Source organism: Streptococcus mitis, from assembly GCF_946190155.1.
Lineage (GTDB): Bacteria > Bacillota > Bacilli > Lactobacillales > Streptococcaceae > Streptococcus > Streptococcus mitis_CL.
The window spans coordinates 87,621-105,909 of the sequence record NZ_CAMHZL010000006.1; the positions used below are offsets into that span (position 1 = coordinate 87,621).

Annotated in this window: 12 protein-coding genes and 2 pseudogenes; 13 read left to right on the forward strand and 1 reads right to left on the reverse strand. The window is 34.0% G+C overall.

What is annotated here, in order from left to right:
• Window positions 1-403: 403 nt before the first annotated feature.
• The 13 genes and pseudogenes from N8O80_RS06725 to N8O80_RS06785 all read left to right on the forward strand — a co-directional run.
• A pseudogene (locus tag N8O80_RS06725) lies at window positions 404-1,354 on the forward strand (type VII secretion protein EssC); the annotation flags it as partial.
• An 81-nt stretch (window positions 1,355-1,435) separates the two neighbouring features.
• A complete protein-coding gene (locus N8O80_RS06730; RefSeq protein ID WP_261027361.1) occupies window positions 1,436-1,801 on the forward strand; it encodes a TIGR04197 family type VII secretion effector in 366 nt (121 codons plus the stop codon).
• 2 nt (window positions 1,802-1,803) lie between these two features.
• The gene (locus N8O80_RS06735) at window positions 1,804-2,178 is read left to right on the forward strand and encodes a hypothetical protein (protein WP_042750365.1); all 375 of its coding nucleotides are present in this window, start codon (window positions 1,804-1,806) and stop codon (window positions 2,176-2,178) included.
• Entirely contained in the window at window positions 2,168-3,730 is a 1,563-nt protein-coding gene (locus N8O80_RS06740) for a T7SS effector LXG polymorphic toxin (protein WP_261027367.1), read from the forward strand. Before N8O80_RS06735 ends, N8O80_RS06740 begins: the two co-directional genes overlap by 11 nt.
• A gap of 1 nt (window position 3,731) precedes the next feature.
• Complete coding sequence (locus N8O80_RS06745) at window positions 3,732-4,397, forward strand: lantibiotic ABC transporter permease (RefSeq protein WP_261027368.1); 666 nt, start codon at window positions 3,732-3,734, stop codon at window positions 4,395-4,397.
• 49 nt (window positions 4,398-4,446) lie between these two features.
• Entirely contained in the window at window positions 4,447-5,112 is a 666-nt protein-coding gene (locus tag N8O80_RS06750; RefSeq protein WP_261027369.1) for a lantibiotic ABC transporter permease, read from the forward strand.
• 57 nt (window positions 5,113-5,169) lie between these two features.
• Window positions 5,170-5,835: a lantibiotic ABC transporter permease gene (locus N8O80_RS06755; protein ID WP_261027370.1), complete on the forward strand. Its 666-nt coding sequence runs from the start codon at window positions 5,170-5,172 to the stop codon at window positions 5,833-5,835.
• Window positions 5,832-6,281 (forward strand): hypothetical protein, encoded by a 450-nt coding sequence (locus tag N8O80_RS06760; RefSeq protein ID WP_261027371.1) that lies wholly within the window; start codon window positions 5,832-5,834, stop codon window positions 6,279-6,281. The genes N8O80_RS06755 and N8O80_RS06760 overlap by 4 nt, the downstream gene beginning before the upstream one ends.
• Complete coding sequence (locus N8O80_RS06765) at window positions 6,271-6,777, forward strand: DUF5085 family protein (protein WP_261027372.1); 507 nt, start codon at window positions 6,271-6,273, stop codon at window positions 6,775-6,777. Before N8O80_RS06760 ends, N8O80_RS06765 begins: the two co-directional genes overlap by 11 nt.
• Window positions 6,778-7,020: 243 nt before the next feature.
• A pseudogene (locus tag N8O80_RS06770) lies at window positions 7,021-7,732 on the forward strand (hypothetical protein).
• A gap of 593 nt (window positions 7,733-8,325) precedes the next feature.
• The gene (locus N8O80_RS06775) at window positions 8,326-14,820 is read left to right on the forward strand and encodes a S8 family serine peptidase (protein ID WP_261027374.1); all 6,495 of its coding nucleotides are present in this window, start codon (window positions 8,326-8,328) and stop codon (window positions 14,818-14,820) included.
• Window positions 14,821-15,500: 680 nt separating this feature from the next.
• Entirely contained in the window at window positions 15,501-16,412 is a 912-nt protein-coding gene (locus N8O80_RS06780; protein ID WP_261027379.1) for a DUF6287 domain-containing protein, read from the forward strand.
• Window positions 16,413-16,663: 251 nt separating this feature from the next.
• Window positions 16,664-16,981: a hypothetical protein gene (locus tag N8O80_RS06785; protein ID WP_125429500.1), complete on the forward strand. Its 318-nt coding sequence runs from the start codon at window positions 16,664-16,666 to the stop codon at window positions 16,979-16,981.
• 31 nt (window positions 16,982-17,012) lie between these two features.
• Here the strand turns inward: N8O80_RS06785 and N8O80_RS06790 are convergent.
• A partial coding sequence (locus tag N8O80_RS06790) for an N-acetylmuramoyl-L-alanine amidase (protein WP_261027383.1) occupies window positions 17,013-18,289 on the reverse strand: 1,277 nt, incomplete at its 5' end.

Genomic DNA, 18,289 nt, shown 5'->3' on the forward strand with positions numbered 1-18,289 from the left:
CAAAATTCGAATAAGCTATATTTTTAGAGATTGTTTAAGAAATCACTATACTTTAAATAAAAATCAAAAACGAGGAGCTGCTTTGACATTAAAGAAACTCCTCGTTTTTTTGTCTGTTCTATGTCGTAAGATGAATTAGAGTAGCTATAAATCTAAATTCATGATACAAAAATATAGCTTTGTTCCTATGGGAAGGTTTTTTTTGATATTGTGGTATAATAGAACGAGAACGTTTTCTTTCTAGTACCTTGAAAATTCTATATTTTTGGCTTGCTTATCTGCTCTGCTATTTACAAAAAGATCCTGTCTCTTGCCGTCAAGTTCCACCCTCATGATGTGGCTCTCTTGTTGATTAAGGGTAGGGGAAGCTAGAATAGCATCCTATAATGAGGCAATTTCTGCCTTCAAGCACCAGTTGAGCCTACCACAAAATGAAGCTAGTGAAGTGCGGACGATTGTGGGCTCTACGCCCCTTGCCATGACCATGGAAGACATCAAGGGACGGGCTCTCATGAAGCGTGAAGACGTGGATGTCATCCAGCTGGCACTCCCAGTCTCTGGAGACAACGAAAACCAAGTCCTCAATAACCTTCGTCAGGAAGTGGCTTCCCTCCAAGAAGCCTGGACAGGACAGCGCCCAAGTGCCATCCCGATGGTACCAGAGGAGTTGATGGTGGAAGAATTTTTGAAATTGCCTAGTGTACAAGAAGCTATTGAGAATGGTCAGATTCCTATCGGTTTGGAGCTAGAAATGGTTGGAAGTGTCAATATTTCTCTTAGCAAATTTAAACACATGGCTTATGTATCAAATGCAGAAGATGCTTTTGATAATATAACTCATCATTTATTAAGAACTATTCTTAAAATGCCTAACGTTCATATGATGTTGATTGATGCTTTCCAAGAATATGAGTCATATAGTAATCAGGTGAAAACCTATGTTGGAAGTAAAAAGGAAGTATCGGACATAGGAAATCAGCTAATCTACGAAATAGAGCGCCGTCTTGAAAAAGGAATCTCATCTGAGTGGATTGTTTTTATACCAAATATGAGAGCACTTGTATCCGAAAGCGATTTAAATGTTCAACAGCTTCAATTTATGTTTGAGAATGGTTATCGAGTAGGGATGAGGTTTATTATTGGTACAGATTATACTTATATTGGAACAAGCGTTGACCCAATTCCAAGATACCTCAAAACAAATGTCCAATGGGTCATCTTTGGTATGCGCCTAATGGATCAAACCTTCTTAGATAAAGGAATATATAGCAGAGATGTGGCTCCAGATCCCGATCAGGTTTATTTACATTCTCGGAAAGAAATCATCAAACTCAAAATTAGTAAGAATAAGTAACAATATTATTTGATACTTAAGATTCAACCCTGTCTCTTGACGATTTGATAGTAGAAAGGATAATTGAAAAGGTTATTGAACATGGGACAAGTAAAAAGTGAAAAAGGCACGGCAAGTACTATTGCAACTGGAATTATATCAGCAAGCAATAGCATTACAACTGCCGGTACAGTTACTAGAGATAAGACAAGCTATTATACCGCTAATACGGTAGGAAGAAAATTGATCATCAATGAGGCATCTATTGCTCAAAATATTCAATCGAAAATAAGTGAATTCGTAAAATTAATTCATGGTGTCGCAAATGAATTCGAAGTAGTAGATGAGAATATAAGTACAATGTGGCAGAATAATTTATCGTCGAGTCAAAATAAGGGGACGACTGGTCTATCTTCGCCATACACAAATCCGTCATTTGTTCCTCAAAATAATTTGTTTAAGGAGTGAGGATGGAAAAAACTAGAAAATTAGAAGATATTCAATGTGGTGTTCAACAGATTCAAACGAAATTATCAAAGCTAAAAGAAGAAAGAAATCAGTTTCTTTCCGTTGCGACGGAGATCTTAGATCTTTGTCAAACGAACTTCATTCCATATAGAGAATTAGGCTATTATCCGTTATCCGTTAAAGATGAGATGGATCGTCTTGAAGATATAGAGATGTTAAAAAGGAATGAACAGCTACTTGATGATTTTATCTCTGAGAGGAAAGAAGAATTAAAAAAAGCAATGAGCAAGCTAGAGGGCGAAAAAGAGGAACTTCTTTTTCAACAACGCCGTCTTGAATTACAAAATGAGGAGAAGGAGGAGAAGAATGGGGATTAAAGTAGATATAGGCTCAGCAGATTCGCAGGGTAGTACAGCAAATAGTGTATTAAGCAGCCGTGTGAATTATTATAACGATGTCATTAGTGCTTTTAATAATTTGATTACAGAGGAGGAGTTGAAAGGGGCAGCCTATGATAGCGCTAAGTCTTATGCGGAAAATATAATGGTTCCCCTACTTAGAGGAGTTATCCTCTTTTCAGAGAGTCTAGGAGGAAAAGCCGGTGAACTACCGACTCTTTACTATTCACAAGTCGGTGGAGAAAGTCTAGATGAGGAGATACTTCAACAGCAAATTGAAGCGAAGAATACAACCATTTCGACTTATGAATCTATTTTATATAGTTTATATAATCTAAAGGACGTCAATCCTATATATATAAGTAATGTTCGAGGAGTTATCTCAAATGCGACGAGTAAGCGAGATGAGTTACAAAGGAAATTAGAAAAATTGCAGTCGTTTGCGAGCTCGACTAGTGGTCAGTTTTCGGATTCAGAAAGCTTACAGAGCTTAGTTTTCCAAGGTTTCGAACAAGTTACGAGTGACTTTGGAAAGTTTGATGGAACTTTTAAAGTAGAGGGACAAGCTCCTTGGGCTAGTAATATTAATAGTGAGTGGACGAAGCGTTCTGAGGTAGTTCAAAATTATCAAAATGTTTTAGATAAAATTAAAAATAAAACCGAATTAGATGAGAATGATATCGCAGCGATTGCAGAGTATGGAAAACGTTATCCAACAGAATTGGCAAAGCCAGAACTATTAAGGTTAATTAACGACTCTCCATATAGCAAAATTAGCGATTTATATAGTAAAACTACAACCGTTTTAGATGTTGCTAATGTTTTGTATTTGGGTTCTCGAATTACAAAAGACAATAAAGGAAATTTAATATTTCATCATGGTACAACACCTATTGGGCAAAAGCTAGATAAATTGTTAGGCTATGATAAATTTTACAGTCGTAATAGTATAAACCGACATCACAATTATAGTAAGATTACTACAAATAAGGGAACAAATATTCGAGGTCAGTACGAGGATATGATGCAACCTTTCCGTCCTAATATCATTAAGGCTGGGAAAGATGGTGCACTTTCCTCAGCAACAGCTGGTTTGTCAAATATATTCTCAATACATCCTACTGAAGGAATTAAGTTATCGGATAGCTTTAAGAATATGGGCAAATTGGGTAAAGGCATGGCGATTGCAAATGTGGCATTTTCTGTTGCGGATATTGTAGACGGAATGGGAGAAACACATGATATTGCTGTTAGTAAAAATATGACAGTTGGAAGCGGAAAGTATATAGCTACTCAATTTGGAGGTGTTACAATTGACACTCTGAAGAATGTAGGAATAGGGACATTGGCTGTTGTTGGTGGAGTTGCTGCAGCCACAATTTTTCTTCCTGCTACAGCATCTGTTATGGCGGTAGGTACTATAACAACACTTGTAGGAGGAGGTATTAGCTGGGGTTTAAATGAACTAGATAAACATACCGGATTTTCTAAAGGTTTGAAAAAATGGTGGGCAGGAATTGTAGGAGGATAAGATGAAAGAAAAGTATGTTGAATTTTTGAATATGGCAGTTGTGGATACTAGTCCTATAAAGCGTTTTGATTATATAAGGGCTTTTGCAATGGAGGTTGTTTTTACTTTACTAATATTTATAGTATCTATTTTTATAAAAGGTGAGATGCATGATGTGAGTATGATAATCTTTTACATTACCATTTATCATGCAGTAGCTTTAGTGTCCATGTTCTTGCTATTCCAAAAATTTTCCAAATCAAAATTCTTGCAATTGATTCCAGCCAGTTCTATTTTGATTTCTCATGTTGAGTTTCTCTTCTGGGGATCTATATTTTTAGGGAAGAACTATTGGTCTGTCTTCACGATTTTAATTGGCCTAAGCCTTATTTTTCAGTTACTAACCTTTGTTTACCAGTTGTTAATTGTCCCTAAAGCTAAGAAATTACCACATGGTGAGTATAGGAAGAATCTTTTATTTCTTCCTTCTGTTATTTGCCTATTGATTTCAGCAACTGTAGTAATCATAGCACGTTTATTTATGTTGCCAGGAATATATATAGTTACTCCCCTTGTTGTAGCGAGCATAGCCTGTCTTCCCTACTATTGGCTTGAGTATGCACGAGTATTCACCGGTTGGAAAAAGAAAAGCACGAATAACTTTATTTATAGAGGAGAAATAAAATAAAATTAATGAGAATGGCTAGTAATAGCATAGATCATGCTAGGAGGATAAGATGAAAGAAAGATATTATGAATTTTTGAATATACTGATGACAGGTCATAAACCAGTGAGAAATTTGAATTTCTATCTTGTATTTTTAGTCGAATTTCTATTTACTTCAGTAGTACTGATTGTTTCCATATTTACAAAGAATCAAATGCATAATCTTAGTATATTTTTGATTCATGTTACTATTGTCCATATGGTAATAGTACTGCTTGTATTTTTGTTGTTTCAAAAATTTTCCGCTTCAAAATTATTACAATCAGTTCCGACGACTTCGTTTCTTTTTCTTCATTTTAAACTTCTTTTTTTGAGCTCTATATTCTTTGGGGAACAGTATTTATCGATATTCTTTCTTTTCATTGGATTGAGCGTTGCTTTTCAGGTGATAAACTTTTTTTATCAAATATCAATTGTTTCAAAAGTAAAACAAATGCCAGATACTGAGCATAAGAAGAATTTGTTACACTTACCAACCCTTATTGTAACAATAATGTCAGCAGCAATAGTACTAATAACACGATTCTTTATGTTATCTGGAATCTATGTTATCATCGGATTGGTAGGGATGATTATTTCATGGAACTCGTTCTTTATTCTCGGTTATACTCAAGTATTCACAGGATGGAAAAAGAAAAGCACTAATAACATTATTTTTAGAGGAGAAATAAAATAAAATTAATTAGAATGGCTAGTAATAGCACAGCTCATGATAGGAGGATAGGATGAAAGGATGAGAGAAAAGTACTATGAATTTTTAAATATGGCAGTTGTAGATACTAGTCCTATAAAGAACTCTGACTTTCTACGGTCTGTTGCAATTGAAGTAATATTTTCTTTACTGATATTTATAGGTTCTTTTTTTATCAAAGAGGAGTCGCATGATATGAGTATGATAGTTTTTCGTTTTACTATTTATCATATAGTGCTACTAGTGTTCATATTCTTGCTATTCCAAAAGTTTTCCAAAACAAAAATTTTGCAATTGGTGCCAGCTAGTTCTGTGCTTATTTCTCATGTAGAATTACTTTTTGGAAGTTCTATATTTTTAGGAGATGACTACTGGTCTATTTTCATGAAGTTAATTGGATTGAGCCTTATTTTTCAGCTACTCACCTTTATTTACCAGTTGTTAATCGTCCCTAAAGCTAAGACCTTACCATCTGGAGAGTTCAGGAAGACAATCTTACACATTCCTCCACTTATTGTTGCTTCATTAGCAGCAATTTTAGCAATTATAGCCCGTTTATTTATGTTGCCAGTGGAATATATTGCTACTAGTATTGTAGGATTAGGTATTTCATGCCTTCCGTTATATTGGCTTGAGTACGCACGAGTATTCAACGGTTGGAAAAAGAAAAGCACGAAAAACTTTATTTATAGAGGAGAAATAAAATGAAATTAATTAGAATAGATATCAGCAATATTGCTTATACAGAGAAAAAAGTTCCTATGGAATCTTTTCTAGATTTGATTGAAAGTTGTGAAAAATTATTATTTGAAACAGGGGTCTATAAAAATGGTCCGACAACGATTGAAACATGTTTGAGCACTTTTGGAAAGCCAGGAGAAGCCTCGTTTAAGGTCTATATTCCGACAAACATTCCAATTGAAGGAAATGATGAATTTCAATATCTAGAACATTTTACAATTAAGCAGTGTGTCTCTGAGGTAACTCCATTTGATGAACATTTCCTTCCAAAAATTGAAGAAATGAAGCAGTATATTCATGATGAGGGATTAGAAATGCTGGGAGATACAGTTTTTCTGTCTATTTTCCCAATATTTGGACAGCACTTTGTTGAAATGAATATCCCAATTAAGGAGATCTCAGATGATATTTAAAAACGTGGGAGAATACCAAGATATACAATATAGAAATGTTATCTCAAGGTATTATACAGTATCGCAAGAAGAGATGCCGGACACTTATAACGCTTTTTTAGAAGAAGTAAGAAAAGCAGGATATACGCTTCGAGGACCTTTCTTTTATACGATTAATTCCAAGTTAGAAGAAAATCAAGATGTGTTGATGGAACTGTTTATCCCAGTAGAAGAAGAGTATATTGAAGATGCTTTGCCAGAAGACTTTTTGTATCACAGTCTGTTTCAAGTTTTAAATACTGTTTCAACTAGAATTTTAGAACCAGATGATGAGTCAGTGAAAGAGGGGATAAGCTTCTTAGCGGGTTATATCTATTATCAGGGACATTGTGAGTTGACCCCTCCCTTCTTTTTCACCACAATCTCTGATGGGAAAGTCTATACAGATATAAAAGTAGGTGTGTTAAAAGAGACTTTTTCAGGTATTCAGTCTATTGAAGAAATATTTGGATGGTAAATGTGGAATTAAAATTTAGTCACTGCATGTATTGAGTGGGTTGGGAAATGTATCAGACGAATATATTTGTCAAAAAGTATATCCTTCATGTTAGGAGCTTATAGAGGATATGCTGGAAATGTTTTATAGATGTCCCAGTTTATTTTAAGAGTTATCCTTTCTCTGTAACGGATGCAGCTAAGGATGTCTTCATAAAATATATATGAAATTGGTCAAGGCTTGCAAACGATAGGAGTGGAGTTGATGGTAAAGAAAAATAGAAAAAATAAAGCAAAGATTACTGATATAGAAAGAGAAAGATACCATGGTCCTTTGGTCACACAGGGTGTCAGTTTAGGTATATCCATGGATTGCTTTAGCATTAACTGGTTTTCTGTATGTGGGTGGAACTTATGAAGACAATCTAGGCATCTTTAAAGGACTTTCTTTGTTTTGCGGTGTTGTGAATATACTTGGTGTTATCATTTCCTTTATTCCCTATTTGGTAAATGCCTGGAAGACTTTAACATATTATTTGATAGCCCTTACAGTGTTAAGCTTAGTGATAGTTACAAATTTTATTTGTTTACTAATAGTTATTTCAGACGGTAGTTCTATAGGAGCTAAGGAGATATATCAATCCCCTCTCACTCCATTTTATGTAATATTGATGATGTTTCTTTTTATCTTTGCTTGTGGCCTCTATGCTTGGTACTATATTCCAAAGAATCAGGGGAAAGTCTGGGCTTTTAATCAAGTAAAAGAGGAAGATAGAAAGAAAACATGGTGGAATAATGTTGCTATAGCTTTTGCTGGGGCAACAATCATTCCCTCTCTCCTAACAGGCTATATTCAGATTGTTTTTGGTGTTTTATTGGGAATTTTGTTGACCTTGACGCTACCAGCTGTTATGGTAGATGCGATTTATGCAGCTATTTATATAAAGAAGCACCCTGATAGCGATGGATTAGTTTAGAAATGAAATCATTTGTAAATATCTAAGAAAGGTGCACTTAATTTGACAATTCAAGGGAGATGAAAATTTCTTGACACCTATTCTTAGAGTGCTATACTGTAAGTGTAATCGCCGATTTAGCTCAGTTGCTAGAGCAAGGCACTTGTAAAGCCTAGGTCACAGGTGAATATATGACTGAAGATTTGCAAAATTAGATATGTAGAAAATAACCGTTAAGCCTAGTTCTTATCGGTTATTTATGTTGTTAAATAGCATTGTTATTGCATCAATTATGTCTATTTTTGTGATTCTAGTAGTGCTTCAACTTGATTGCTACTATTTTTGATGGTGTGAATGTGCTGATAATGTATCTCAGTTAAGTACGAAATTTTTATATCTTTTTTAACACATATTAAAAATAAAATTAATATCCCTTAATTTTTCTTGACTTAAATTTTTTTAATTGATATACTATTTTTCAGAGAGCTAACAATTATATATAAATGTACCACTCTATTTCCTAGATAATACTTAGTAAAACTTTTTATAACAAAGGCTAGCAAAGTTAAAGTTTTCTATCTATTGGAAGTTAAATAAATATGTAAGGAATTAAAATGAAAAAAAGTACAGTATTGTCATTAACCACAGCTGCAGTTATTTTAGCAGCATATGTCCCTAATGAGGTAGTCTTAGCAGATACATCTAGTTCTGAAGATGCTTTAAGTATCTCTGATAAAGAAAAAGTAGTAGTAGGTAAACAAAACGAAAACAAAGAAAAACATGAAGATATTCATAATGCTATAGAAACTTCAAAGGATACTGAAGAGAAGAAAACAACAGTTATTGAGGAAAAAGAAGTTGTTAGTAAAGAATCTGTGATAGACAATAAAACTAACAATGAAAAAGCAACAATCAAAAAAGAAGATTCCAATCAATACAAAGGAGATAACGCAGCCCCATCTGCAAGTAAAGACACGGAAAGTCCCAAAAAAGAAGATAGACTTGTCTATATTGCTGAATTTAAAGATAAAGAATCTGGAGAAAAAGCAATCAAGGAACTATCAAATCTTAAGAATACAAAAGTCTTATATACTTATGATAGAATTTTTAACGGTAGCGCTATTGAAACAACCAAAGATAATCTGGACAAAATTAAACTAATAGAAGGTATCTCATCGGTTGAACGGTCACAAAAAGTCCAGCCAATGATGAATCATGCTAGAAAAGAAATTGGAGTTGAAGAGGCAATCGATTACCTAAAATCTATCAATGCTCCATTTGGGAAAAACTTTGATGGTCGGGGTATGGTCATTTCAAACATTGATACTGGGACTGATTATAGACATAAAGCTATGAGAATCGATGATGATGCTAAAGGCTCAATGAGATTTAAAAAAGAAGACTTAAAAGGTACGGATAAAAATTTCTGGTTGAGTGATAAAATTCCTCATGCTTTCAATTACTATAATGGTGGTAAAATTACTGTAGAAAAAGCTGATGATGGAAGCGATTATTTTGATCCACATGGGATGCATATTGCAGGGATTCTTGCGGGAAATGATACTGAAAAAGATATCAAAAACTTTAACGGAATAGATGGAATTGCGCCTAATGCACAGATCTTCTCTTATAAAATGTACTCTGACGCAGGATCTGGCTTCGCAGGGGATGAAACAATGTTTCATGCTATTGAAGATTCTATCAAACACAACGTTGATGTTGTTTCGGTATCATCTGGCTTTACAGGAACAGGTCTTGTAGGTGAGAAATATTGGCAAGCTATTAGAGCGTTAAGAAAAGCAGGCATTCCAATGGTCGTAGCTACAGGTAACTATGCAACTTCTGCTTCAAGTTCTTCATGGGATTTAGTGGCCAATAATAATCTGAAAATGACCGACACTGGAAATGTAACACGAACTGCAGCACATGAAGATGCGATAGCAGTTGCTTCTGCTAAAAATCAAACAGTTGAGTTTGATAAAGTTAAGATTGGAGGAGAAAGTTTTAAATACAGAAATATAGGGGCCTTTTTCGATAAGAATAAAATCATAACAAACGAAGATGGTTCAAAAGCTCCTGATAAATTGAAATTCGTATATATAGGCAAAGGTCAAGATCAAGATTTGATAGGATTGGATCTTAAGGGCAAAATTGCAGTAATGGATAGAATTTATACAAAGGATTTAAAAAATGCTTTTAAACGAGCAACGGATAAGGGTGCACGCGCCATTATGGTTGTAAATACTGTAAATTACTACAATAGAGATAATTGGACAGAGCTCCCAGCTATGGGATATGAGGAGGATGAAGGAACTACTAGTCAAGTTTTCTCAATTTCAGGAGATGATGGTGTAAAGTTATGGAACATGATTAACCCTGATAAAAAAACTAAAGTCAAAAGAAATAATAAAGAAGATTTTAAAGATAAATTGGAGCAATACTATCCAATTGATATGGCAAGCTATAATTCTAATAAACCGAATGTAGGTGACGAAAAAGAAATTGACTTTAAGTTTGCACCTGACACCGACAAAGAACTGTATAAAGAAGATATCATAGTTCCAGCAGGGTCCACATCTTGGGGACCGAGAACAGATTTACTTTTAAAACCTGATGTCTCAGCACCAGGTAAAAACATTAAATCCACTCTCAATGTCATTAATGGGAAATCAACTTATGGCTATATGTCAGGAACTAGTATGGCAACTCCAATCGTAGCAGCTTCTACTGTTTTGATTAGGCCAAAGTTAAAGGAAATGCTTGAAAGACCTGTATTGAAAAATCTTAAGGGAGATGACAAAATAGATCTTACAAGTCTTACAAAAATAGCCCTACAAAATACTGCACGTCCTATGATGGATGCAACGTCTTGGAAAGAAAAAAGTCAATACTTTGCATCACCTAGACAACAGGGGGCAGGGCTAATTAATGTTGCCAATGCTTTGAGAAATGAAGTCGTAGCGACTTTTAAAAACACGGATTCTAAAGGCTTGGTAAACTCTTATGGTTCTATTTCCCTTAAAGAAATAAAAGGAGATAAAAAATATTTTACAATTAAGCTTCACAATACATCAAACAGACCTTTGACCTTTAAAGTTTCAGCATCAACCGTAACTACAGATGCTCTAACTGACAGACTCAAACTGGATGAAACATACAAAGACGAAAAATCTCCAGATGGGAAGCAAATTGTTCCAGAAATTCACCCAGAAAAAGTCAAAGGAGCAAATATCACATTTGAGCATGACACTTTCACTATAGGACCAAATTCTAGCTTTGATTTAAATGCGGTTATAAATGTTGGGGAGGCCAAAAACAAAAATAAATTTGTAGAATCATTTATTCATTTTGAATCAGTGGAAGAAATGGAAGCTCTAAACTCCAATGGGAAGAAAACAAATTTCCAACCTTCTTTATCGATGCCTCTAATGGGATTTGCTGGGAATTGGAACCATGAACCAATCCTTGATAAATGGGCCTGGGAAGAAGGGTCAAAATCAAAAACAATGGAAGGTTATGATGATGATGGTAAACCGAAAATTCCAGGAACATTAAATAAGGGGATTGGTGGAGAACATGGTATAGATAAATTTAATCCAGCAGGAGTTATACAAAATAGAAAAGATAAAAATACAACATCCCTAGATCAAAATCCAGAATTATTTGCTTTCAATAACGAAGGGATCAACGCACCATCATCAAGTGGTTCTAAGATTGCTAAAATTTATCCTTTAGATTCAAATGGAAATCCTCAAGATGCTCAACTTGAGAGAGGATTAACACCTTCTCCACTTGTATTAAGAAGTGCAGAAGAAGGATTGATTTCAATAGTAAATACAAATAAAGAGGGAGAAAATCAAATCGACTTAAAAGTCATTTCGAGAGAACACTTTATTAAAGGAATTTTAAACTCTAAAAGAAATGATGCAAAGGGAATCAAATCTTCTAAACTAAAAGTTTGGGGTGACTTGAAATGGGATGGACTCATTTATAACCCTAGAGGTAGAGAAGAAAATGCACCAGAAAGCAAGGATACCAAAGATCCTGCTACTAAGATAAGAGGTCAATTTGAACCAATTGCAGAAGGTCAATATTTCTATAAATTTAAATATAGATTAACTAAAGATTATCCATGGCAGGTTTCCTATATTCCTGTAAAAATTGATAACACAGCCCCTAAGATTGTTTCGATTGATTTTTCAAATCCTGAAAAAATTAAGCTGATCACAAAGGATACTTATCACAAGGTAAAAGAGCAATACAAGAATGAAACTTTATTTGCGAGAGATCAGAAAGAACATCCTGAAAAATTTGACGAGATTGCCAACGAAGTTTGGTATGCTGGAGCTGCTCTGGTTAATGAAGATGGAGAGGTTGAAAAAAATCTTGAAGTAACTTATGCAGGTGAGGGTCAAGGAAGAAATAGGAAACTTGACAAAGATGGAAATACCATTTATGAAATTAAAGGCGCAGGAGATTTAAGAGGAAAAATCATTGAAGTCATTGCACTAGATGGCTCTAGTAATTTTACAAAGATTCATAGAATTAAATTTGCTGATCATGCTGATGAAAAGGGGATGATTTCCTATTATCTAGTAGATCCTGATCAGGATTCATCTAAATACCAAAAACTTGGCGAGATTTCCGAATCTAAATTTAAAAATTTAGAAAATAGAAAAGAGGATAGTCTTAAAAAAGATACAACTGAAGTAGAACATCATCAAGAAAATGAAGAATCTATCGAAGAAAAATCTAGCTTTACTATCAATAAAACGATTTCAACAATTAGAGAGTTTGAAAGTAAAGACTTGAAAAAACTCATTAAAAAGAAATTTAGAGAAGTTGATGACTTTACAAGTGAAACTGGTAAGAGGACAGAAGAATACGATTATAAATACGATGATAAGGGAAATATCATTGCTTATGACGATGGTAGTGCCTTAGAATATGAAACTGAAAAACTTGACGAAATAAAATCAAAAATTTATGGTGTTCTAAGCCCGTCTAAAGATGGACACTTTGAAATTCTTGGAAAGATAAGTAATGTTTCTAAAAATGCCAAGGTATATTATGGAAATAACTATAAATCGATAGAAATCAAAACGACCAAGTATGATTCGCATTCAAAAACGATGACATTTGATTTATACGCTAATGTTAATGATATTGTGGATGGGTTAGCTTTTGCAGGAGATATGAGATTCTTTGTTAAAGATGATGATCAGATAAAAGCTGAAACTAAAATTAGAATGCCTGAAAAAAATAAGGAAACTAAAGCAGAATATCCGTATGCATCAAGTTATGGGAATGTCATAGAATTAGGAGAAGGAGATCTTTCGAAAAACAAACCAAACAATTTAACGGACATGGAATCTGGTAAAATCTATGCTGATTCAGAAAAACAACAATATCTATTAAAAGATAACATCATTCTAAGAAAAGGCTATGCACTAAAAGTGACTACCTATAATCCTGGAAAAACGGATATGTTAGAAGGGAATGGAGTCTATGACAAGGAAGATATAGCAAAAATCCAAAAGGCCAATCCTAATCTAAGAGTCTTATCAGAAAAAATAATTTATGCTGATAGTAGAAATGTTGAAGATGGAAGAAGTACTCAATCCGTATTAATGTCGGCTTTGGACGGCTTTAACATTGTAAGGTATCAAGTGTTTACATTTAAAATGAATGATAAAGGGGAAGCAATCGATAAAGATGGAAATCTTGTGACAGATTCTTCTAAACTTGTATTATTTGGTAAGGATGGTAAAGAGTACACAGGAGAGGATATGTCCAATGTAGAAGCTATAAAAGAAGATGGCTCTACGTTATTTATTGATGCAAAACCAGTAAATCTTTCAATGGACAAGAACTACTTTAATCCATCTAAATCTAATAAAATTTATGTACGAAATCCAGAATTTTATTTAAGAGGTAAGATTTCTGATAAGGGTGGTTTCAACTGGGAGTTGAGAGTTAATGAATCAGTTGTAGATAATTATTTAATCTATGGAGATTTACACATTGATAACACTAGAGATTTTAACATTAAGCTTAATGTTAAAGACGGTGACATCATGGACTGGGGGATGAAAGACTATAAAGCAAATGGATTTCCAGATAAGGTAACAGATATGGATGGAAATGTTTATCTTCAAACTGGCTATAGTGATTTGAATGCGAAAGCGGTTGGAGTACACTATCAATTTTTATATGATAATGTTAAACCAGAAGTAAAGATTGATCCTAAGGGAAATACTAGTATCGAATATGCTAATGGAAAATCTGTAGTCTTTAATATCAATGATAAAAGAAATAATGGATTCGATGGTGAGATTCAAGAACAACATATTTATGTAAATGGAAAAGAATATAAATCATTTGCTGATATTAAACAAATAGCAGATAAGACACTAAACATTAAGATAGTTGTAAAAGATTTTGCAAGAAATACAACCGTAAAAGAATTCATTTTAAACAAAGATACGGGAGAGGTAAGTGAATTAAAACCTCAGATGGTAACTGTGACCATTCAAAATGGAAAAGAAATGAGTTCAACGATAGTGTCGGAAGAAGATTTCATTTTACCTGTCTATAAGGGGGAATTAGAAAAAGGCTATCAATTTGATGGTTGGGAAATTGCTGGTTTCGAAGGGAAAAAAGACACTGGCTATGTTCTTAATTTATCAAAAGATACCCTTATAAAACCTGTATTCAAGAAAATAGAGGAGAAAAAGGAGGAGGAAAATAAACCTACTTTTGATGTATCCAAAAAGAAAGACAACACACAGGCAAATCCTAGTCAATTAAATCAAAGTCATAGAAAAGAGGACTTACAAAGAGCAAATCATTCACAAAAATCTGATTCAACTAAGGGTGTCAAAGCTACAGTTCTTGATAATAACTTTGAAAATAATAAGGAAGTCCATCTTAATGAACAAGCGAACATAGCTAATAAACATACTAACATTGATAGTAAGTCGGATACTAACCATTATGACAGGTTGCCAAAAACCGGAACAGTTAGAGCAGTTCTTACACCATTTATTGCTGGAATATTGTTTATAGTAGGAGCACTTCTTGGATTGAAGAAAAAAGATCAAGATTAAGACAAAATCTATAGAAAAAATGTTTATGTGTTGAGATTAGGTACTGTGATGGTTAAACAGTTTGCTGACAATTACTATTTAATACTTAATTCTTAAGTTTACATTGATAATTATACTCTTTTAGAATGTATTAATGAACTTAATTTAGATAACAAAAAAATCTTCTTATTACAGATAGGAAGATTTTTTGAATTTTACCAATTTCACAAAATACAGTATCGAACTATATATTTAAAATTGTGCTTTTACAATTGTAGTAAAAACTCAAGATTTATTTGATGAAGTACAGACTAATTTTCTCAAATTGAATCCTAACAAGCGTGAAATAATATCTTGATTTAATCACTTTTTGGTTATTTATTTTAAGTATAGTCTATATGCAATATGATAAGTAAATACGCCTATTATAATTTTTATAAATATAAGTGAATAATACGAAAGAATAGCTACCTTTGATTATCATAGTTAGACTATAAAAATATATAAAATTCTTAAAAATTATGGTATAATTTATATTAATAAATTCGATATAGAGTTTAATGGATGATTCTATTGATGCCAATATTTAAGGATTAGTTGATTGGTTTTCTTTTGAAAATCCATCCATTCATGGATACTGACAAATCTTGTGAATTTGCTTAAGATATAGGTAAAATATAGTGAAAAATGGGAGAAATACTATGACTAAGAAAAATTATGAAGAGACAAATGATCCTAAGACAACTGTCTCGAAGGGAGTGAGAGGCTCTTCTCCATCTAAGATTAGAGGTAAGTTTTTTAAAATAAAAGTCTATATTGGCATTGCCATTAGTCTCTTGGTTGTTGCAATCCTAGCAAGCCTCTTATTATTCTCACCTAACGCAAAGAAAGAGTCAAATGAAGCCATTTCTTCAGTTGCTAAAAAAGAGAACACAAGTAAAGAAGCGATAGATACTTCGAAAGCGTCTGAGAATGAGAAGAAGAAAGAAGAGGAGATTCAAAAACTCAAGGAACAGCTAACCAGTTTAGATAGCAAGGTCTCTGAGTCAGAGAAGGTAGTTGACAAGCTAAAAGAAGAAACTGCAGTTCCGAAACTGGATATTGAAGCATTAAGAAATAATGATTTATCTAGTTTGAAAGGCACATGGCGTACACCGTCGGGCAATGAATATGTCATTAATGAGTCTGGTGAAATTTATATAACTAGCTTTAGAGATGGTCAAAAATTTGAATATACTGTTGAATTGGACAATAGTTACTCTCATCTGAAAAATCGAAGTTCAGATTCCAACTTTAAAGAAGTTGAAAGTCTAAGTGCACACACTAAAGGTTCTGTCGCAGGAGGATTTGTGGTAGTTGCCGTACCAAGTGGAGTTGTCATGCAACCTGGTGATGATGGAAAACTGACAGATAAAAGCAATCATGACGAGGAGAGACTGTTTGCAGGACAGCAGTATGAAGCGATGTTGTCGAGACCAGAAGATGTTTATTATCGTGTAAAACCAGATACTAGTAAACTTGAGGAAGAGGAGAAGAATTTAGCTCAACTACAGGCTGAACGCGAAGCAATCAAAACTTCTCTAGAATCTAAGGAAAAGAAAAATAATAACTAGAGAAAACTCGTTTAGAATCTAACTTTCGATTGTTTTAGTTCAGAAATACTGTTGCAATCGCTAGAATGAAGAAGCTCATTAGGGCTTCTTTTCTTTTATCTTAACACTTCAACCACTTAGACTGATATATAGACCAGATAGGCAAAGGCACTTGTTCTTGACACTGACCTCTGCTATAATGATTTTTGTAAGGGACGTGAAGGGTCGATATCAGATAACTCAAGTTCCTAAAAAAGAAATTGGAGATAAAAATGAAAAAATTATTAGGTATTGGATTTTTAGTAGTAGCAGCGACAGTATTGTATTTTGGTTCTGTTGGATGGCCAAGTTTGGATGTCAACCTCTGGTCACTGATTCCGGTAGGACTGTTCCTCTTTTTCACTCTAGAGAATTTTTTGAAAAAAGACTACAAGGCTAGTCTGATGTGTTTAATTATTGCTTTTATCATTGCAAATGCAATTTTAGACCTTTTGCCAATTTCAAGTGGCTTGGTAATTGGAGCGGGCGTACTAGCTTGCATTGGTATTGGATACCTCTTTCCTGATAAAGATACAAAAGAAGACAAATAGAAAAGGCCTCGAGATTTCTCGAGACCCTTTTTTACTTACCAGCGTAATATTTTTGAATTCCTTTCACGATACCTGCTACAAGCTTATCTTGATAGTGGCTATCTCGAATCTGTTGATTTTCAGCGAAATTATCTATATAACCTAGCTCTAGGAGGACGGCTGGTTTAGCGGTTTCTCGAAGAACGGCAAAGCTTCTTTCCAATAAACCAGCATCTTTAGCACCAGTTTCAGATAACAATGAAGAATGGATAGCTGCTGCGAGGCGCTTGCTCTCACTCATACGGTCAGGATGGTTATGCCAGTATGGGTTGATTTTACTTGGATAATCAGGATCATCACTATAGGAATAGGTTTGAATACCGCTAGCTCTAGAGTACGGGCTACCAGTCGCATTGAAATGAATACTAATAAAGATATCAGAGTTAGTCTTGTTAACCATACGAGAACGTTCTGTAACAAAATCTACATCAATATCACTATCACGTGAAGTAAGAACTTTGTAGCCAAGTTCTTCTAATTTTTTGCGTAATTTACGATACACCTGCATGTTGAGGTCTTTTTCAGCAACATTGTAATAGTATGCACCTGAGTCTCTTCCACCATGTCCTGGATCTAAAAAGATGGTTTTACTGTATTGGCCTTTTACAAAACCAACTTCTTTTGAGACCTCAGAAATCCATTGACCATTTTTGTGGAATAGATGGTCTTTACCGTCAATTTTGTAAGTTCCGGAAACATAATGTCCATTATCATCTAAGTAGTAGTGAGCCTTATAAGTGTCGTCGTAAATCCACTCTTTTTTAGCCATATAACCACCAGCTTTGAGATAGTAAGCTCCAATCCATTCTTTTGATGCATACATTCCACCACGCTTCAAAAAGAACCAGCTGTTATAGTTTTTATCAAATATCCATTCATTATCAGCCATGGCTCCACTTGATTTTAAATAATAATTACCTTGCCATTGGTTACTAGACATAATACCTATTTTGTCAAAATAGTACCAAACTCCATTAATTTTCTCCCATTTATTCTGAGAAATTTTTCCAGAAGAATTAGCGAAGTACCAATGTTTATCAATGAGAACCCATTTGTTTTCAGCCATGGCTCCACTATTTGTCAGCAAGTAGCTGTTAATGGTTGTATTACTGAGCATGATTCCATCTTTGTCGAAGTAATACCAAGACCCACCAATTTTTTCCCATTTATTTTGAGAAATTTTTCCAGAAGAATTAGCGAAGTACCAATGTTTATCAATGAGAACCCATTTGTTTTCAGCCATGGCTCCACTATTTGTCAGCAAGTAGC